Source organism: Variovorax ureilyticus, assembly GCF_050632185.1.
In the GTDB taxonomy this organism is placed as follows: domain Bacteria; phylum Pseudomonadota; class Gammaproteobacteria; order Burkholderiales; family Burkholderiaceae_C; genus Variovorax; species Variovorax ureilyticus_A.
On the sequence record NZ_CP192579.1, the window covers coordinates 2,294,265 to 2,311,350 of the forward strand.

The following is a 17,086-nucleotide window of genomic DNA, read 5'->3' on the forward strand; positions in this document are numbered from 1 at the left end:
GCAGCCCGGTTTACCGCGCTGCCCTTTTTCTTTTCCAACGAGCACACTCTCCTCCCGAGGTGAACCACCCGACGCCCGCAATCGTTGCCCAGAGCGCAGTGCGCCGCCTGCCGCGCATTGCACTGTTGCTTCTGTGCGCGGCGTACCTGATGCCCGGCCTGCTCGGTCGCGGTCCGTGGAAGAGCGCGGACATCACTTCGTTCGGCTATATGGCCGAACTCGCCCAGAGCAAGGGCGGCATCGCCGCCTGGTTCGACCCGGTTCTGCTCGGCTTGCGCCCCGAGACGCCGGCACTGATTCCCTACTGGATCGGGGCCTGGGCGATCAAGATCGCCCCCTCGTGGATCAATCCTGACCTGGCGGTCCGCATCGCCTTCGCGCTGCTTCTGGCGGGCACCCTCACCGCCACGTGGTATGCCGTCTACTACCTGGCACGCACCTACCGCGCGCAGCCGGTGGCGTTCGCCTTCGGCGGCGAGGCGCTGCCGGCCGACTATGCGCGCGCCATCGCCGACGGCGCGCTCCTCGCGCTGATCGCATCGCTCGGACTGGCCCAGCTCGGGCACGAAACCACGCCCGCCCTCGGGCAACTGTTCTTCGCCTCGAACCTGTTCTTCGGCGTCGCGGCCCTGCCGTACCGGCGCATCGCTCCGCTCGCCGCGCTGATCGTGGGCACCTTCGGGCTGGCGCTCAGCGGCGGCCCGACGGTGGGCTTGACCCTCGGGATCGGCTGCGGCGTGATCCTGCTGGTCGAACGCAAGCGCTGGCCGGCCGAGGAAGTGCCCGAGTCCGAACCCACCTACACCACGGCCTCGATCGCGGCGGTCTTCGGCATCACGCTGCTCGCATTGGCGCTGGCAGCCGCGCTCGGATTGCTCCAGTGGAGGATCGATCTGCCGACCTCCCAACGCTTGCTGCCCGAAGTGCGCAGCCAGGCCAAGCTCCTGCTCTGGTTCACCTGGCCGACCTGGCCGCTCGCGATCTGGACCCTCTGGCGGTGGCGCCGGCAGTTGACCGCACGGCACGTCGCACTGCCCCTGTGGTTTGCGGTCGTGCCGCTGATGGCGACCTGGACCACCGACTTCTCGGAACGTTCACTGCTGCTCGGCCTGCCGGCGTTCGCCACGCTCGCCGCCTTCGCGCTGCCGACCTTCCGGCGCAGCGTGGCCGCGCTGATCGACTGGTTCACCCTCCTGTTCTTCAGCGGCTCGGCGATCGTCATCTGGGTGATCTGGGTTGCGATGCAGACCGGCGTGCCAGCCAAGCCTGCGGCCAACGTCGCCGAGGCTGGCACCCGGATTCGTCCCCCATTTTTCGTTGGCACCCTTCCTCTTCGCGCTGACGGCGACGCTGGCCTGGGCCTGGCTGGTACGGTGGCGCACCGGCCGCCATCGCGCGGCGCTGTGGAAGACCCTCGTCCTGCCCGCCGGCGGTGCCGCCCTCTGCTGGATGCTGGTCATGACGTTGTGGCTGCCCGTGCTCGACTTTGCCCGCAGCTACGTGCCGCAGGTCAACGCGATTGCCGAGCGCGTCGGCCAGCCGGGCTGCATCTCCGAGCTCGCGCTCGGCCGGCCGCACATCGCGGCGCTGCGCTATCACGGCAATTTCAATGTCCAGCCGCTGATCGGCGGTCCCCCTGCCCCTGGCTGCTGGTCAACCCCGACGCGATCGCGAAGCTCCACGAGATCGTCAATCTCGAAAGCTGGCGCCTCGTCGGTACCTTGCGCCGTCCGACCAGCGCCGCGGACGACCTGCTGCTGTATCAACGCCTGACGCCCGTCGGTGACTAGCGAACGGGGCGTCATCGGACGCCACGCCACGACGGTGTTCGTCGGGCAGATGGCGGTCATGGCTTTCGGCGTCACCGACACGATCGTCGCGGGGCGCTACGCCGAAGGCGCGCTGGCGGCGCTGTCGGTGGGGTCCGCGATCTTCATTAGCGTCTTCGTCTCGCTCATGGGCGCGCTCCAGGCGCTGCTGCCGGTCTGGGCGGAACTCCACGGCGCACGGCGCACCTCCGAGGTCGGCCGATCGGTCCGGCAAGCCCTTTACGTCTGCGGCGCCGCGATCGCGCTGGGCATGGCGATCCTGCTGTTCCCGGCGCCGATGCTGCGCTGGACCGATGTCCCCCAGGGCTTGCGCGGCGACATCGAGACCTATCTCGGCGTGCTGGCCTTCGCGCTGGCGCCGGCCCTGCTCTTTCGTCTTTTCAGCACGCTCAACCAGAGCCTGGGCAAGCCACGGCTCGTAACCTGGCTGCAACTGGCAGCGTTGGGCATCAAGCTGCCGCTGTCGATCTGGTTCGCCTTCGGCGGCGCGGGCCTGCCCGCGATGGGCCTCGTCGGATGCGGCTGGTCCACGCTGGTGGTGAACTACGCGATGCTCGGCGCGGCACTCTGGCTCCTGCGCTCCGAGCCTTCATACCGCGAATACCGCCTCTGGCAGCGGATCGAGGCGCCGGACTGGGCGCAGCTGCGCCAGTTCGCAAGGCTGGGCATTCCCGCGGGGCTTGCCGTGCTGGTGGAAGTGACCTCCTTCACGCTGATGGCACTGTTCATCGCCCGCCTCGGGACGACGGCCTCGGCAGCGCACCAGATCGCCTCGAACCTCACGGCGGTCGCCTACATGGTGCCGCTGTCGCTCGCCATCGCCACGAGCGCACGGGTGAGCTTCTGGCTCGGTGCGGGCGATCCGAAGCGCGCGCGGGAGGCGGGGCGCAAGGGCTTCCAGCTGGCCGTGCTCTTCGCGTTGCTGATCGCCTCGGCGATGGCGCTGTTCCGCTGGCAGCTGGCCAGCATCTACTCTGCGAATCCTGCGGTCATCGCGCTCGGCACCACGCTGCTCCTCGCAACCTCCCTTTATCACCTCGCCGACGCGCTGCAGACGCTGTGCGTCTTCGTGCTGCGCTGCTATCAGGTGACGGTGATGCCGCTGATCCTGTACTGCACCCTGCTGTGGGGCGTGGGCCTGGGAGGCAGCTATCTGCTGGCCTATCGCGGGATCGGGCCGTGGGCCGCGATGCAGTCCCCGCTCGCGTTCTGGCTGATGAGCGCCGCGGCGCTCTTCATCACGGCCGTGCTCTTTCTCTTGCTGCTCGCGTGGACCCTCAGGCGACGGCGCTGACCGCCGCCGTCTTGCGCAGCCGCGCGACCGGAAAGATCAGCGCGAAGCGCGAACCCTCGCCCACCTTGCTTTCGATGCGCAATTCGGCGCCGTGCCGCTGCGCGATGTGCTTGACGATCGCGAGGCCAAGACCGGTGCCGCCGGTCTCGCGCGAGCGGCTGCGGTCGATGCGGTAGAAGCGCTCCGTGAGCCGCGGGATGTGCTCGGCGGCGATCCCGGGGCCGGTGTCACGCACGGAATACTCGCCGCGGCCATCGGGCAGCACGCGCCACACCACGGCCACCTCGCCGCCTGGCGGCGTGTAGCGCACGGCGTTGCTCACCAGATTCGACATGGCGCTTTGCAGCTCGGTGGGTACGCCTGCGATCTCGGAGTCCGCCTCCAGGGTGAACGACAGACGATGGCCCTGCTGCGACAGACGATTCGAAAGACCGCGCGCTTCGTCCTCGCACTGGGCCAGCAAGGCACGCACGCGAATCCACCGGTTCTGCGGCGGTGCGGTACTGCCCTCGAGGCGCGACAGGGTCAGCAGATCGTTGACCAGCGTTTCCATGCGGTGCGACTGCTGGCTCATCAGGTTGAGGTAGCGGGCGCGCTCCTCGGCATCCAGCGGCAGGTTCTGCAAGGTCTCGACGAAACCGGCCAATACGGTCAGCGGCGTGCGGATCTCGTGCGAGACGTTGGCGACGAAATCGCGGCGCATGGCCTCGGCCTGCTCGAGGGACGTGACATCGCGCGTCAGGAGCATGCGGCGGTTGCCGGAATAAGGATGCACTTGCACGGACAAACGGCAGGGCTGATTGCGATGCATCGCCTTCGAGGGCGCATCGATCACCACATCCCGGCTGTAGTTCCACGAAGCCAGGTAGGCGACAAAGGCCGGGTCGCGCACCAGGTTCGAAAGGTGCTGCAGCAGGTCGCGCTCGGTGTCGATGCCGAGTTGCTCCCCCGCCGTCTGGTTGCACCATTCGATGCGGCCCTGCTCGTCGAGCAGCACCACGCCGTTGGGCGAGGCCTGGATCGCAGCGAGGAACTCCTGCAGCCGCTCCTCGGCCTGCTGCGCGAGCTTTTCGCGATCGCGCAACAACTTGCGAATGCGCTCAGCCAGTTCGACCCAGATTCCCGGGCCACGCGATGGCAGGCCGACGGCGTCGTTCCGCAGCACGTACAGGAGCCTGTGTGCGCGCCATGCGTCGAGCGCGAGCCACACCACGGCGCCAAGCCATGCACCGAGCCAGACGAAGCGCCAGGCAGCGAATGCAGCAACGCCGCCGCCGACGAGCGAAGCCAGAAGAAAAGTCGCGATACGAAACGGCATGCCCGGACATTATCCCGCCCACCTCAGCGGGCGGGCCTCTCAGACGGTGGCCTGCGCGGTGAGCCGGTAACCCGCACCCCGGACCGTTTCGACCATAGGCGCGGCCGGGCCGAGAGATTCGCGCAGGCGCTTGACGTGGACGTCGACCGTCCGCTCCTCGATATAGACGTGGTCGCCCCAGACCTTGTCGAGCAGTTGCGCCCGGCTGTGCACGCGCTCGGCGTGCTGCATCAGGAAGCCCAGCAGCTTGAACTCGGTCGGCCCCACCTTCAGCGGATTGCCTTGCCGGTGACGCGGTGCGTCGCGGTATCGAGCGCGAGTTCGCCGATCTCGACGCGCTCGGTCACGACTTCGGGCGCGCGGCGGCGCAGCACCGCCCGGATGCGAGCGAGCATCTCCTGCGTCGAGAAAGGCTTGGTGATGTAGTCGTCGGCGCCGGCGTCCAGCCCGGCGACCTTGTCGGGCTCGTCGCCGCGCGCGGTCAGCATCAGGATCGGGATGGTCTTGGTGCGCGGATCCTTGCGCCATTGGCGCGCGAGCTGCAGTCCGCTCTGGCCCGGAAGCATCCAGTCCAGCAGAACCAGGTCCGGCAGAAACGCATCGATCTCGCGCTGCGCGGATTCGCCGTCTTCGGCCCAGATCGGCTCGAAGCCGTTGTGCCGGAGGTTGACGGCAATCAGCTCGGCGATCGACGACTCGTCCTCGACGATCAGAATGCGTGGTTTCTTCATAGAGAGCAAGGCTGGAGTGTGTCAGCGAACGAAGTCCGGAAACACCGCGGCCCCGGCTTTGCCGGTCCGCTGGTGTTGCTCCCAGCAGGGGGTTGGCGGCCACACGAAGTGGGCAAGCCTGCGGGCGAGCTCATTGCAGCTGTGCTTCGATCTCGTTCATCGAGGCGTGGCGGACGTCCGCGCCCTTCACGATGTAGATGATGAACTCGGCGATGTTCTTCGCATGGTCGCCGATGCGCTCGATCGCCTTGGCGAGGAACAGCAGGTCGAGGCTGGCGGAGATCGTGCGCGGGTCTTCCATCATGTAGGTGACCAGCTTGCGCACGAAGCCGTCGAACTCCTTGTCGATCAGATCGTCGTCCTTGAGGATCGACAGCGCCGCGGCGGTATCGAGCCGCGCGAACGCATCGAGCGCCTTGCGCAGCAGGCCCGCGGCCAGGTCCGCGGCGATGCGCAGCTCGGTCGACGGCAAGGCGCGCGCCGCACCGCTCTCGATGATCGACTTGACCATGCGCGCGATCTTGTTCGCCTCGTCGCCCACGCGCTCGAGGTTGGCGGTGGTCTTCGAGATCGCGATCAGGAGGCGCAGGTCGCGCGCGGTCGGCTGGCGGCGCGCGATGATCGACGACAGTTCGCGGTCGATCTCGATCTCCATCGCGTTGACGCGGTTCTCCGTCTCCATGACGCGCTCCGCCGTCTCGGAGTCGAACTCCTGCAGCGCGTAGACGGCCTGGTTGATCTGCGATTCCACGATGCCGCCGAGCTCCATCACGCGCGACGACACCATGTTGAGTTCACTGTCGAACTGGCTGGAAAGGTGTTTTTCGGTCATTCGAGCTCCTTAGCCGAAACGGCCCGTGATGTAGTCCTCGGTCTCCTTGCGCTTGGGCTTGAAGAACATCTCTTCAGTCGCGCCGAACTCGATCAGATCGCCGAGGTACATGTAGGCGGTGTAATCGCTGCAGCGTGCGGCCTGCTGCATGTTGTGTGTCACGATGACCACCGTGTACTCGTTCTTGAGCTCGGCGATCAGTTCCTCGATCTTCGCGGTCGAGATCGGATCGAGCGCCGAGCACGGCTCGTCGAGCAGCAGCACTTCGGGCTTGATCGCGATGCCACGCGCGATGCACAGGCGCTGCTGCTGGCCGCCGGAGAGGCCCGAGCCACTCTGCTGCAGCTTGTCGCGCACCTCGGTCCACAGCGCGGCCTTCTTGAGTGCCCACTCGACACGGTCGTCCATCTCGGAAGCGCTGAGGTTCTCGAACAGCTTCACGCCAAAGGCGATGTTGTCGTAGATCGACATCGGGAACGGGGTCGGCTTCTGGAACACCATGCCGACCTTGGCGCGGATCAGCGCCACGTCCTGCTTGGAGGTCAGCAGGTTCTCGCCGTCGAGCGCGATCACGCCTTCGGCGCGCTGCTCCGGATACAACTCGAACATGCGGTTGAAAGTGCGCAGCAAGGTCGACTTGCCGCAGCCCGACGGGCCGATGAAGGCCGTGACCTTGTTCTCGGGGATGTCGAGGTTGATGCCCTTGAGCGCGTGGAACTTGCCGTAGTAGAAGTTCAGGTCCTTGACCGAGATCTTCGCGCGCGTGGGTTGAGCGATGGTGGATGGCATGTGGATCAGAGCTTGTTGCGCGTGAGAACCCGCGCGAGGATGTTGAGTGCGAGAACCGCGAGCGTGATCAGGAACACACCCGCCCAGGCGAGCTGCTGCCAGTTCTCGTAGGGGCTCATCGCGAACTTGAAGATCGTCACCGGCAGGCTGGCCATCGGCTGCGTCAGGTCGGCAGTCCAGAACTGGTTGCTCAGTGCGGTGAAGAGCAGCGGCGCGGTTTCGCCCGCGATCCGCGCCACCGCCAGCAGCACGCCGGTCACGACGCCCGCACGCGCGGCACGCAGGGTGATGCTCAGGATGACCCGCCACTTCGGCGTGCCCAGCGCATAGGCCGCTTCACGCAAACCGGGCGGCACGAGCTGCAGCATGTTCTCGGTCGTTCGGATCACGACCGGGATCACGATCAGCGCAAGCGCCACCGCGCCGGCGATCCCCGAGAACGACCTGAACTGGGCCACGACAAGCGCGTAGACGAACAGGCCGATCACGATCGATGGTGCCGACAAGAGGATGTCGTTGACGAAGCGAATGACGCTCGACAGCCAGCCCTTGGGGTTGTACTCGGCCAGGTAGATGCCGGCCATGATGCCGATCGGTGCGCCGATAAAGGTGGCAAGCGCCACCATCACCACCGACCCGAAGATCGCGTTGGCGATGCCGCCGGCGTCGTTCGGCGGTGGGGTCATCTCCGTCAACGCAGAGAGCGTGAGCCCGCCGAAGCCCAGGCGCAGCGTCTCCCAGAGGATCCAGATGAGCCAGAAGACGCCGAAGGCCATCGCAGCGAGCGACAGCCCCAGCGCGATGACGTTGACGCGCTTGCGGCCGGCAAACTTGGCCGCGCGCGTTTCCTCGAGCGCCTTGGCGCTCTGCAGGCGTTCAACGGTGGTCATGCCTTCTTCCCTTCACTCTTGCGCATCTGCGCCAGCAGCAGCTTCGACAGCGACAGCACCACGAACGTGATGAAGAACAGCACGAGGCCGAGATACATCAGCGATGCCTGATGCAGGCCTGCGCCGGCTTCGGCGAACTCGTTCGCAAGCACCGATGTGATGCTGTTCGCCGCTTCGAAAACCGACAGCGATGCGAGCTGGTTGGTGTTGCCGATCACGAAGGTCACGGCCATCGTCTCGCCGAGCGCACGGCCGAGGCCGAGCATGACGCCGCCGACCACGCCGGCCTTGGTGTAGGGCAGCACGACCTTGGAGACCACTTCCCACGTCGTGGAGCCGAGCCCGTAGGCCGATTCCTTGAGCAGGGAAGGCGTGACCTCGAACACGTCGCGCATGACCGAGGCGATGAACGGAATGATCATGATCGCGAGGATGATCCCCGCCGACAGGATGCCGATGCCCACCGGCGGCCCGGAAACCAGCGCACCGAGGTATGGCACGCCCGCGAAGAGCTTCTGCAGCGGCTGCTGCACGTAGGTGGAAAGGATCGGGCCGAAAACCAAGAGGCCCCACATGCCATAGACGATCGAAGGCACGGCCGCAAGGAGTTCGATGGCGGTGCCGAGCGGCCGCTTGAGCCAGGCCGGCGACATCTCGGTGAGGAAGAGCGCGATGCCGAAGCTCACCGGCACGGCGATCATCAGAGCGATGAAGGAAGTGGCCAGCGTGCCGTAGATCATCACGAGGCCGCCGAATTCGTTCTGGACGGGGTCCCACACGCTGCTGGTGAGGAACCCCAGACCGAATTTGGCGATGGCCGGCCAGGCGCCGACCAGCAAGGAAAGGAGGATGCCGATCAGCATCGCCAGCGTGAGCAGCGCCGCGCCTTTGGCGGCGAGGCCGAACAGGCGGTCGGCCGCAGGGCCGGAGCGCGGGCGCTTGGCCGGCGGCGGACTCGCCTTCACGCGCCGGCGCTCGGCATTGATGTCGAGCGGCGTGGCGTTCGCAGGAAATGTGGATGACACAGGGCGCTCCGAAAGCGGCGTGCCGTCAAGCGGTTTGCCCATAGGCACGCCGGTCTTGCTTACTTGTAAGCGACGGGCTTGCCCGACGCATCCTTGATGTCGCCCCACGCGGTGGCGATCGCGCCCTTGACCTTGTCGGGCATCGGCACGTAGTCGAGGTCGCCGGCGGTCTTGTCACCGTTCTTGTAGGCCCAGTCGAAGAACTTCAGCGTGGTCGTCGCCTGCGCCGGCTTGTCCTGCGTCTTGTGCATCAGGATGAAGGTCGCGCCGGTGATCGGCCACGATTCCTTGCCCGACTGGTCCGTCAGCACCTGGTAGAAGCTCTTGCTCCAGTCCGCGCCCGCCGCAGCCGCCTTGAATGCCGAATCGTCCGGCGACACGAAGTGGCCCTCCTTGTTCTGCATCTGGGCGTAGTTCATCTTGTTCTGCTTGACGTAGGCGTACTCCACGTAGCCGATCGAGTTGGGCAGGCGGTTCACGAACGCCGCAACGCCTTCGTTGCCCTTGCCGCCCGCGCCGGTGGGCCAGTTGACCGCCGTGCCGTCGCCCACCTTGGCCTTCCACTCGGGGTTGGCCTTGCTCAGGTAGTTGGTAAACAGGAACGTGGTGCCCGAGCCGTCCGCACGACGGACCGGGGCGATGGCCGCGTCCGGCAGGTTCAGCGACGGGTTCAGCGCCTTGATGGCCGGGTCGTTCCACTTGGCGATCTTGCCCAGGTAGATGTCGCCCAGCACCGCGCCGCTGAGCTTGAGCTCGCCCGACTTGATGCCCTGGATGTTGATCACCGGCACCACGCCGCCGATGACGGTGGGGAACTGCATCAGGCCCTTGTTCTTGAGCTCGTCGTCCGACAGCGGCATGTCCGAAGCGCCGAAGTCCACGGTCTTGGCGTCGATCTGCTTGATGCCCGCGCCGGAACCCACGGACTGGTAGTTGATCTTGGCGCCGGTGGCCTTGTTGAAGTCAGCCGCCCACTTCGAGTACAGCGGCGCCGGGAAGCTGGCACCGGCGCCCGTGGCCTCCTCGGCGAAGGCGGAAACATGCGCGGCAAATGCGGCGGCGATCAGGCCGGCGGCGGCTGCGAACTTGAACGTCATTTTCATAAAGGCTTCCTTTGAAATGCACAAATGCCCCCTTTCAGGGGTTGGCATGCACTCTAGAAAGCTTGTGTGACAGTGCGATGACATACTCGACAGAGGAGAATCATCCTCCCGAACGGGCGTCAGTGTGTGACGCTGTCATTGAATCGTCACACAGCGCGCCTAGCCTTGTCCCCTCGCCAGATACGGCCATCGCGCCCATCCGGCTACGATCAAGCCCCGAAATCTCCACTTCAACATGCAAAACGGAACCCGCCTCGCCGCGGTCGATCTGGGCTCGAACAGCTATCGACTGGAAATCGGCCGGGTCGATCACGGCCAGATCCACCGTACCGAGTACATCAAAGAGACCGTCCGCCAGGGCAACGGCCTCGACGGCGCCCGCAATCTCACCCCCGAAGCGATGCAGCGGGGCTGGGACACCCTCGCCCGCTTCGCCGAGCGATTGGCAGGCTTCAAGCGCTCGGAGGTCCGCGCAGTCGCCACGCAAACGCTGCGCGAGGCGCGCAACCGCGAGGAGTTCCTGCTGCGCGCGCGCACCATTCTGGGGTTCGGGATCGACGTGATTTCCGGTCACGAGGAAGCGCGCCTGATCTACCTGGGCGTCGCCCACATGCTGCCGCACACCGACGCCTCGAACAGCGAGCGCCGGCTGGTCGTCGACATCGGCGGCCGCTCGACGGAAATCATCCTCGGGCAGGGGCTCAAGCCCGAGGCCATGGAGTCCTACCGCGTGGGCAGCGTCGCATGGTCGATGAAACACTTCGGGCAAGGCCTGTTCACGCCCGCGGCCTTCCGTGCCGCGGAGGTCGCGGCCAAGGCGGTGCTCGACGAAGCGCTATCCACCTACGTGCCGGACCGCTGGGACGTGGCCTATGGCTCATCGGGCACGATCGGCGCGGTCGGCGACGTGCTCGCGGCCTCCGGCAGCGAGCCCGGGCTCGTCACACGCGAAGGGCTGGACTGGCTGCTCGACAAGCTCCTGAAGGCCGGCAGTGCCGACCGCCTGCGCATCGAAGGCATGCGCGAGGACCGCAAGGCCGTGATCGGCGGCGGTGTGAGCGTGCTGCGCGCGGTGTTCGACCTGCTCGAAATCGAGGAGATGCGCGTCGCCCAGGGCGCCCTGCGGCACGGCGTGCTCTATGAATTGCTGGAACGCGACGACGTCGTGGCCGATTTGCGCAGTTCCACGGTCGCCCGGCTGGCGAACCGCTTTGCGGCCGACGCTGCGCAGGCCGGGCGGGTCGGCGAGACCGCGGCCGAACTGTTCCTGCAGCTCGAGCCACGCGCGCGGGGTGCCAGCACCACCAGCCGCGCCGGCCGCTCGCTACGCAAGCTGGGATGGGCCGCCAAGCTCCACGAGATCGGCACCCACGTCTCGCACAGCGACTATCACAAGCACGGCGCCTACATCCTCGACAACGCCGAGGCGCCGGGTTTCGCGGTCAACGAGATGCACTGGCTCAGCCAACTCGTGCTCGGCCACCGGGGCAAGCTGCGCAAGCTGGAGATGGTGCTGGACGACGAGACCTTCGTCTGGCAACTCCTCGCCCTGCGCCTGGCGGTGATCCTCTGCCACGCGCGGCGGGACCCGGACCTGTCGGGCTTCAGGATCACCCACCCCCCGGCAGCAGACTCTTCACGATCACCACGCGGCCGGAATGGGCCGAAATCTATCCCCAGTCGAGCCACCTCTTGCGGGAAGAGGCCCTGTCGTGGCAGAAGACCAACTGGCGGGTCGAGCTCGCCGGCGGGCTGAAGGCAGCCGCCTAGGGCCACCCCGAGGAACCGAGCTACAGCAGCTCGGGCGCCTGCACCGTCACCACCACGGTCTGCACGTCGCCGTCTCGTTCGCGCGTGCGAATCCACCAGACCGAGCCCTTTCGCACCGGGCAACTGTCCTGCTGCAAGCCCAGCAGCAGCGAAATGGCCTGGCCGAGCGAGGGCTGGTGGCCGACCATCAGCACCACCGACTTGCCGTTGGGCCAACCCGTGGCGGAGAGCAAGGCGTCGGGCGTCGTGTCGGGCGCGAGCTCGCTGCGCAACTTGTATCTGCGGCCGAGCGCGAGCACCGTCTGCTCGCAGCGCCGGGCGGGGCTGCAGACGATGCGAGTGCCTTCCGGCAGTTGACGGTCGAGCCATGCGGCCATGCGCTTGGCCTGCTTCTCGCCGCGCGGGGTCAACGAGCGCTGCATGTCGTCCATGCCCTCGACCCACTCCTCGGCCTCGGCGTGGCGCCAGAAAATCAGATCCATGGTGTCAGCTCCGGGGTGCGGCGCGTCGGAATCCGCGCGATGCATAACGATTCATGAGCGCCGTCTGAGCGCCATGGCCTTCATCGGAGCGCTTCGCCCCCTCCTCGCCCGCGTGGGTGTCCCCGTTGACGCGGTGATACACGCCATCGGGGTCCAGGTTCCAGGCATCGCGTCCGTCATGCAGGTAGGCCACCAGGCATTCGTCGATGAGCCGCTGGCGCAGCACCGGGTCGGTCACGGGCCAGGCCAGCTCGATACGCCGCATCATGTTGCGGTTCATCCAGTCGGCGCTCGACAGATAGAGCGATTCATCGTTGCCCTGCCGGAAATAGAACACGCGCGAATGTTCAAGGAAGCGGCCGATCACCGAGCGCACGCGGATGTTGTCGGTCAGCCCCGGCACCTTCGCCGGCAAGGTACAGGCGCCGCGCACGATCAGGTCGATCTTGACGCCGTTCTGTCCCGCCTTCACCAGCGCGGCAATCAGGGCCTCGTCGGTCAGGGCGTTCATCTTCACGACGATGCGCGTCGGTTCCCCGGCGACCGATGCCGCGCCCAGCGCGTCGATGCGTGCGATCAGGTTGCGATGCAGATCGAAGGGCGCGAGCCACATCCGGTTGAGCTTCGGCAGGCGGCTCTGGCTGGCCATGTGGACGAACACCGCCTCCATGTCGGCCGTGAGCAGCGGATCGGCCGTCAGATGGCTGATGTCGGTGTAGAGCGCCGCGGTGCGCGGGTTGTAGTTGCCGGTCGACAGGTGCCCGTAGCGGCGCATTTGCTTGCCCTCGCGGCGCGTGACCAGCAGCATCTTCGCGTGGGTCTTCAGGCCGACCACGCCATAGACCACCTGGGCGCCGATCGATTCGAGCATCTCGGCCCAGTTGATGTTGGCCTCTTCGTCGAAGCGCGCCTTGAGCTCCACGACCGCGGTCACTTCCTTGCCCCGACGCACCGCTTCGCGCAGCAGATCCATCATCTGCGAGTCCGCGCCGGTGCGGTAGATCGTCTGCTTGATCGCGAGCACCTGCGGGTCCTGCACCGCTTCGCGCAGGAATGCGAGCACGCCTTCGAAGCTCTCGAAAGGCTGGTGAATGAGCACATCGCCTTGCTGCAGCCGCTCGAAGAAGGACTGCCCCGGCGACAGCGTCACCGGGTAGGACGCCTGGTACGGCGGAAACCTGAGCTGCGGCTCGTCGATCAGGTCGATCATCTGAGCGACGCGCGCGAGGTTGACCGGCCCGTGCACGCGATAGAGCGCCTGCGGCGGCAAATCGAACTGCGCGAGCAGGAAGCTCGCGAGCGACTCGGCGCAGCTCGACGACACCTCCAGGCGAACGGCCTGCCCGAAATGACGGTGCTGAAGACCTTGCCGCAGCGCGGTGCGCAGGTTCTTGACATCTTCCTCGTCGACCGCGAGGTCGGAATGGCGCGTCACCCGGAACTGGGAGAACTCGCCAACCTCGCGCCCCGGGAACATGCTCGACAGATGCGCCCGCACCACGCTCGACAGCGCGATGAACAGTGTCTTGCCGCCCGACACCTTGCTCGGCATGCGGATCATGCGCGGCAGCACGCGCGGCACCTTCAGGATCGCGATCGGGTTTTCGCGGCCGAAGGCGTCCTTGCCGCCCAGCCGCACGATGAAGTTCAGCGACTTGTTCGCGACCTGCGGGAACGGATGGGCAGGATCCAGCCCGACCGGGATGAGCAACGGGCGAACCTCGCGCTCGAAATAGTCGTGCACCCATTTGCGCTGCACCGCATTGCGTTCGCCGTGCGAGATGATCTGGATGCCCTTGGCCGCGAACGCCGGGATGAGCTCGTCGTTGTACAGCGCGTACTGCCGGTCCACCAGCGCATGCGCCGCGTCGGCCAGCCGCTCGAACGAATCGATGCTGTAGTTGCCCTTGTGCTCGCCGGCGAGGTGAGCGTCCAGATGCGGCGCGGCCCGAACCTCGAAAAACTCGTCGAGATTCGACGAAACGATGGTGAGGTAGCGCAGCCGCTCGATCAGCGGCACCTCCGGTCGATGCGCCCAGTCGAGCACGCGCTCGTTGAAGGCCAGGATGCTGTGGTCGCGATCGAGCAGCGTGAGCCCGGGCTTGACGGGGACGATCGGGTTGTCGCCGGGTTCCGGCGATGGGGATACGAACTCAGGAGCAGCCGACACAGACGCAACCATAGACCAAAAGGTGACAGCTTATGACAGTTGAGTGACAGTCATATGACGGTATTTCCCCGCTGTCTCAATCGGCCTCAATCGGCCGGGTTGCCAAGGAAGTGCTTGCGATAGCGCGCGGGCAGGTCTTCGATGCGCATCATCATGGGCAGGTCGGCACTATTGAAGTCCGGGTCCCAGGCCGGCGGCCCGAGCACCTTGGCGCCGAGCCGCAGGTAACCCTTGATCAGCGCGGGCGGCTCGATGGCGAGCGAGTCGTCGAGCCGATGCACCGGAAGCGGCAAGCGCGGCTGCACGTGATATTGAATAGGTGCAAGGTGGGTTTCCGACAACTGGCGCCAGATGCTTGCCGCCGCGTCGCCGCTCGTCACGCCGTTGTGGCACATCGGGATACTGGCGCAGCCGATCATGGTGTCGAGCCCGTTGCGGCTCATGAAACCGGCCAACGCGCCCCAGAGCGCGAGGATCACGCCGCCCTGACGATGCTCGGCATGGACGCAACTGCGGCCGAGTTCGACCATCCGCTCGCGCAGGTCGCGCAGCCGGGTCAGGTCGAATTCGGTGTCGCTGTAAGTGCTGCCGACCCGCCGGGCCTGCGCGGGGGTGAGCACCCGGTAGGTACCGATCACTTGGCCGGTCGCGTCGTCGCGCACGAGCAGGTGCTCGCAGAAGTCATCGAACAGGTCCACGTCATGTCCCTCGATCGAGGTCGAGAGGCGCGCGCCCATTTCGCCGGCGAAGACCTCGTAGCGCAGGCGCTGCGCCGCACGCACTTCATCCAGATGACGCGCCCAGCTCACACTGATGCCACCCGCCCCCTCCTTCTCTGCCGGCTGCGCTGCGTGCGGCACGGCGATTGCCTCGGAACGAGGCGCCGGAGCCTGGGCAGGCCAGAGGGCGGCACGCAGGCCCAGTTGCGAGAACGGAAACGTCGGAGTGGGCAGTTCTTTCATGCGGGGTCCCTTTCTGCGGAGGGAGTCTCGGCACCCGCGGTGAAACAAGCGTGTCAGTCCGGTGGCAATTGCGTGACTCGAACCAAATCCGGCGCATCGGCGTTTAATGCCGGGAATTCGCTCAACGGAGTCCTGGAGTTTTCATGACCAACGAAGCACGCATCGAGGTCGAGACCCGCCGCCACCAGATGTTTCCGGTGCTGAGCGCCGCGGACATCGAGCGCATCCGCCGCTTCGGCACCGTCCGCCGCTATGACGACGGTGCGTGCCTCTTCACGGCCGGCGAGCCCGGGCCGGGCATGTTCGTCGTTCTGGATGGCGTGGTGGCGATCACGCAGCGCGACGGCCTGGGGCACGTGGTGCCGATCGAACGGCAGGGGCCCGGCCAGTTCCTGGCCGAAGTCGCCCAGCTTTCCGGACGCCCCGCGCTGGTCGATGGCCATGCCGAAGGCCGGGTCGAGACCCTGCTGGTGCCACCGGACCAGTTGCGCGCGCTGATCATCGCCGAGGCCGACCTGGGCGAGCGCCTGGTGCGCGCCATGATCCTGCGGCGGGTCGCGCTGATCGAATCGGGCGCGAGCGGGCCGGTCCTCATCGGCCCGCCGCAGTCGGCCGACCTGCTGCGGATCCAGAACTTCCTCGGCCGCAACGGCCATCCCTACCACGTCGTCGACGCCACGCAAGACCGCGACGCGGCGGCCCTGCTCGAACAATACGGCGAGGCACAGCTGCTGGTGGTCTGCCCCGACGGCTCGGTCTCGGTCAATCCGACGGAGAACGCCCTGGCGCGCTGCCTGGGCATGGTCGACTCCATCGAGCGGCAGGAGCTCTTCGACGTCCTCGTGGTCGGCGCCGGCCCGGCCGGGCTCGCGACGGCGGTCTATGCGGCGTCGGAAGGGCTTCGCGTCATCGTCGTCGATTGCCGCTTCTTCGGCGGACAAGCCGGCGCAAGCGCGCGCATCGAGAACTACCTTGGCTTTCCCACCGGCATCTCGGGCGGCGCGCTGGCCGGCCGCGCCTACGTGCAGGCGCAGAAGTTCGGTGTCGAGATGCTGATCCCGGCGCAGGTGTCCTCGCTTGACTGCGCGGATGCGGAATCGAAGGGCGAGGTCGCAGTGCAACTGGTCGACGGCCGGCGGCTGCGCTCGAAGACGGTGGTGATTGCAAGCGGCGCGCGCTACCGGCGGCCCGAGGTCCCCGCCTTGCGGAATTCGAAGGGCGCGGCATCTGGTACTGGGCCTCCGCCCTCGAAGCGAAACTGTGTGCGCAGCAGGAAGTCGCGCTGGTGGGCGGTGGCAACTCCGCGGGACAAGCGGCCGTATTCCTCTCGCAGCACGCCGCGAAGGTGAACGTGCTGGTGCGCGGCCCGTCGCTCGCGGCCACGATGTCGCGCTATCTGATCGACCGCATCGAGGCCACGCCCAACATCTCGCTGCGGCCCTACACCGAGCTCGTTCACTTGCACGGCGAGCCGGCGACCGGGCTGAACGGCGCCACCTGGCGCGACCGCCGCAGCGGTGACCAGCAGGACTGCCCGGCACGCAACATCTTTCTCTTCATCGGGGCGGTGCCGGAAACGGACTGGCTCGGAGGCTGCGGCATCACGCTCGACAGAAGCGGCTTCGTGCTGACCGGGCCCGCGGCGCGCGGCGGCTTTCCGGCGAAGGTGGCTGCGCCGCTCGAATCCAGCGTCCCCGGCGTGTTCGCGGTCGGCGACGTGCGCTCGGGCTCCGTCAAGCGCGTGGGCGGCGCCATCGGCGAAGGCGCGGCGGTCGTGGCGCTCATCCATCAGCACCTCGCGGCACGCGAGGGCGCGGTGGCCTGAAGGCAATGCCTGCACGAATCGACGACGGCGGCTATGCTGGCCGGCCCGTCATCACTCTTCCTGGAA

At 66.8% G+C, this 17,086-nt stretch carries 10 protein-coding genes and 4 pseudogenes; 4 read left to right on the forward strand and 10 right to left on the reverse strand.

Going from position 1 to position 17,086, the window contains the following annotated elements; all coding sequences use genetic code 11:
- Positions 1-59 precede the first annotated feature (59 nt).
- Both ACQ858_RS11350 and ACQ858_RS11355 read left to right on the forward strand, forming a co-directional pair.
- A pseudogene (locus tag ACQ858_RS11350) lies at positions 60-1,790 on the forward strand (hypothetical protein).
- The gene (locus tag ACQ858_RS11355; protein WP_431276707.1) at positions 1,783-3,123 is read left to right on the forward strand and encodes an MATE family efflux transporter; all 1,341 of its coding nucleotides are present in this window, start codon (positions 1,783-1,785) and stop codon (positions 3,121-3,123) included. The pseudogene ACQ858_RS11350 and the gene ACQ858_RS11355 overlap by 8 nt, the downstream one beginning before the upstream one ends.
- Here ACQ858_RS11355 and phoR read toward each other — a convergent pair.
- The 7 genes and pseudogenes from phoR to pstS all read right to left on the reverse strand — a co-directional run bounded on the left by phoR (position 3,107) and on the right by pstS (position 9,811).
- Entirely contained in the window at positions 3,107-4,441 is a 1,335-nt protein-coding gene (gene phoR / locus ACQ858_RS11360) for a phosphate regulon sensor histidine kinase PhoR (RefSeq protein ID WP_431276708.1), read from the reverse strand. The genes ACQ858_RS11355 and phoR overlap by 17 nt on opposite strands.
- A gap of 39 nt (positions 4,442-4,480) precedes the next feature.
- Positions 4,481-5,172, reverse strand: a pseudogene (gene phoB / locus ACQ858_RS11365) (phosphate regulon transcriptional regulator PhoB).
- Between the two features lie 130 nt (positions 5,173-5,302).
- Positions 5,303-6,004 (reverse strand): phosphate signaling complex protein PhoU, encoded by a 702-nt coding sequence (phoU, locus tag ACQ858_RS11370; RefSeq protein ID WP_431276709.1) that lies wholly within the window; start codon positions 6,002-6,004, stop codon positions 5,303-5,305.
- 9 nt (positions 6,005-6,013) lie between these two features.
- Positions 6,014-6,793 carry a phosphate ABC transporter ATP-binding protein PstB gene (gene pstB / locus ACQ858_RS11375; RefSeq protein WP_431276710.1) on the reverse strand — a complete coding sequence of 260 codons (780 nt, stop codon included), beginning with the start codon at positions 6,791-6,793 and terminating at the stop codon, positions 6,014-6,016.
- 5 nt (positions 6,794-6,798) lie between these two features.
- Positions 6,799-7,683: a phosphate ABC transporter permease PstA gene (pstA, locus tag ACQ858_RS11380; protein WP_431276711.1), complete on the reverse strand. Its 885-nt coding sequence runs from the start codon at positions 7,681-7,683 to the stop codon at positions 6,799-6,801.
- The gene (gene pstC, locus ACQ858_RS11385; RefSeq protein ID WP_431276712.1) at positions 7,680-8,750 is read right to left on the reverse strand and encodes a phosphate ABC transporter permease subunit PstC; all 1,071 of its coding nucleotides are present in this window, start codon (positions 8,748-8,750) and stop codon (positions 7,680-7,682) included. The genes pstA and pstC overlap by 4 nt, the downstream gene beginning before the upstream one ends.
- Positions 8,751-8,767: 17 nt before the next feature.
- Positions 8,768-9,811: a phosphate ABC transporter substrate-binding protein PstS gene (gene pstS / locus ACQ858_RS11390; protein WP_431276713.1), complete on the reverse strand. Its 1,044-nt coding sequence runs from the start codon at positions 9,809-9,811 to the stop codon at positions 8,768-8,770.
- A gap of 235 nt (positions 9,812-10,046) precedes the next feature.
- Between pstS and ACQ858_RS11395 the strand changes: the two are divergent.
- Positions 10,047-11,581: pseudogene (locus ACQ858_RS11395) on the forward strand (exopolyphosphatase).
- Between the two features lie 20 nt (positions 11,582-11,601).
- Here ACQ858_RS11395 and ACQ858_RS11400 read toward each other — a convergent pair.
- From ACQ858_RS11400 to ACQ858_RS11410, 3 genes are all read right to left on the reverse strand, one after another.
- Positions 11,602-12,063 (reverse strand): SixA phosphatase family protein, encoded by a 462-nt coding sequence (locus ACQ858_RS11400; protein WP_431276714.1) that lies wholly within the window; start codon positions 12,061-12,063, stop codon positions 11,602-11,604.
- 4 nt (positions 12,064-12,067) lie between these two features.
- The gene (ppk1, locus tag ACQ858_RS11405; protein ID WP_431276715.1) at positions 12,068-14,245 is read right to left on the reverse strand and encodes a polyphosphate kinase 1; all 2,178 of its coding nucleotides are present in this window, start codon (positions 14,243-14,245) and stop codon (positions 12,068-12,070) included.
- Between the two features lie 74 nt (positions 14,246-14,319).
- Entirely contained in the window at positions 14,320-15,195 is an 876-nt protein-coding gene (locus ACQ858_RS11410; RefSeq protein ID WP_431276716.1) for a GNAT family N-acetyltransferase, read from the reverse strand.
- 143 nt (positions 15,196-15,338) lie between these two features.
- On the opposite strand from ACQ858_RS11410, the pseudogene ACQ858_RS11415 reads away from it, so the two are divergent.
- Positions 15,339-17,020: pseudogene (locus ACQ858_RS11415) on the forward strand (FAD-dependent oxidoreductase).
- The last annotated feature ends 66 nt before the right edge of the window (positions 17,021-17,086 follow it).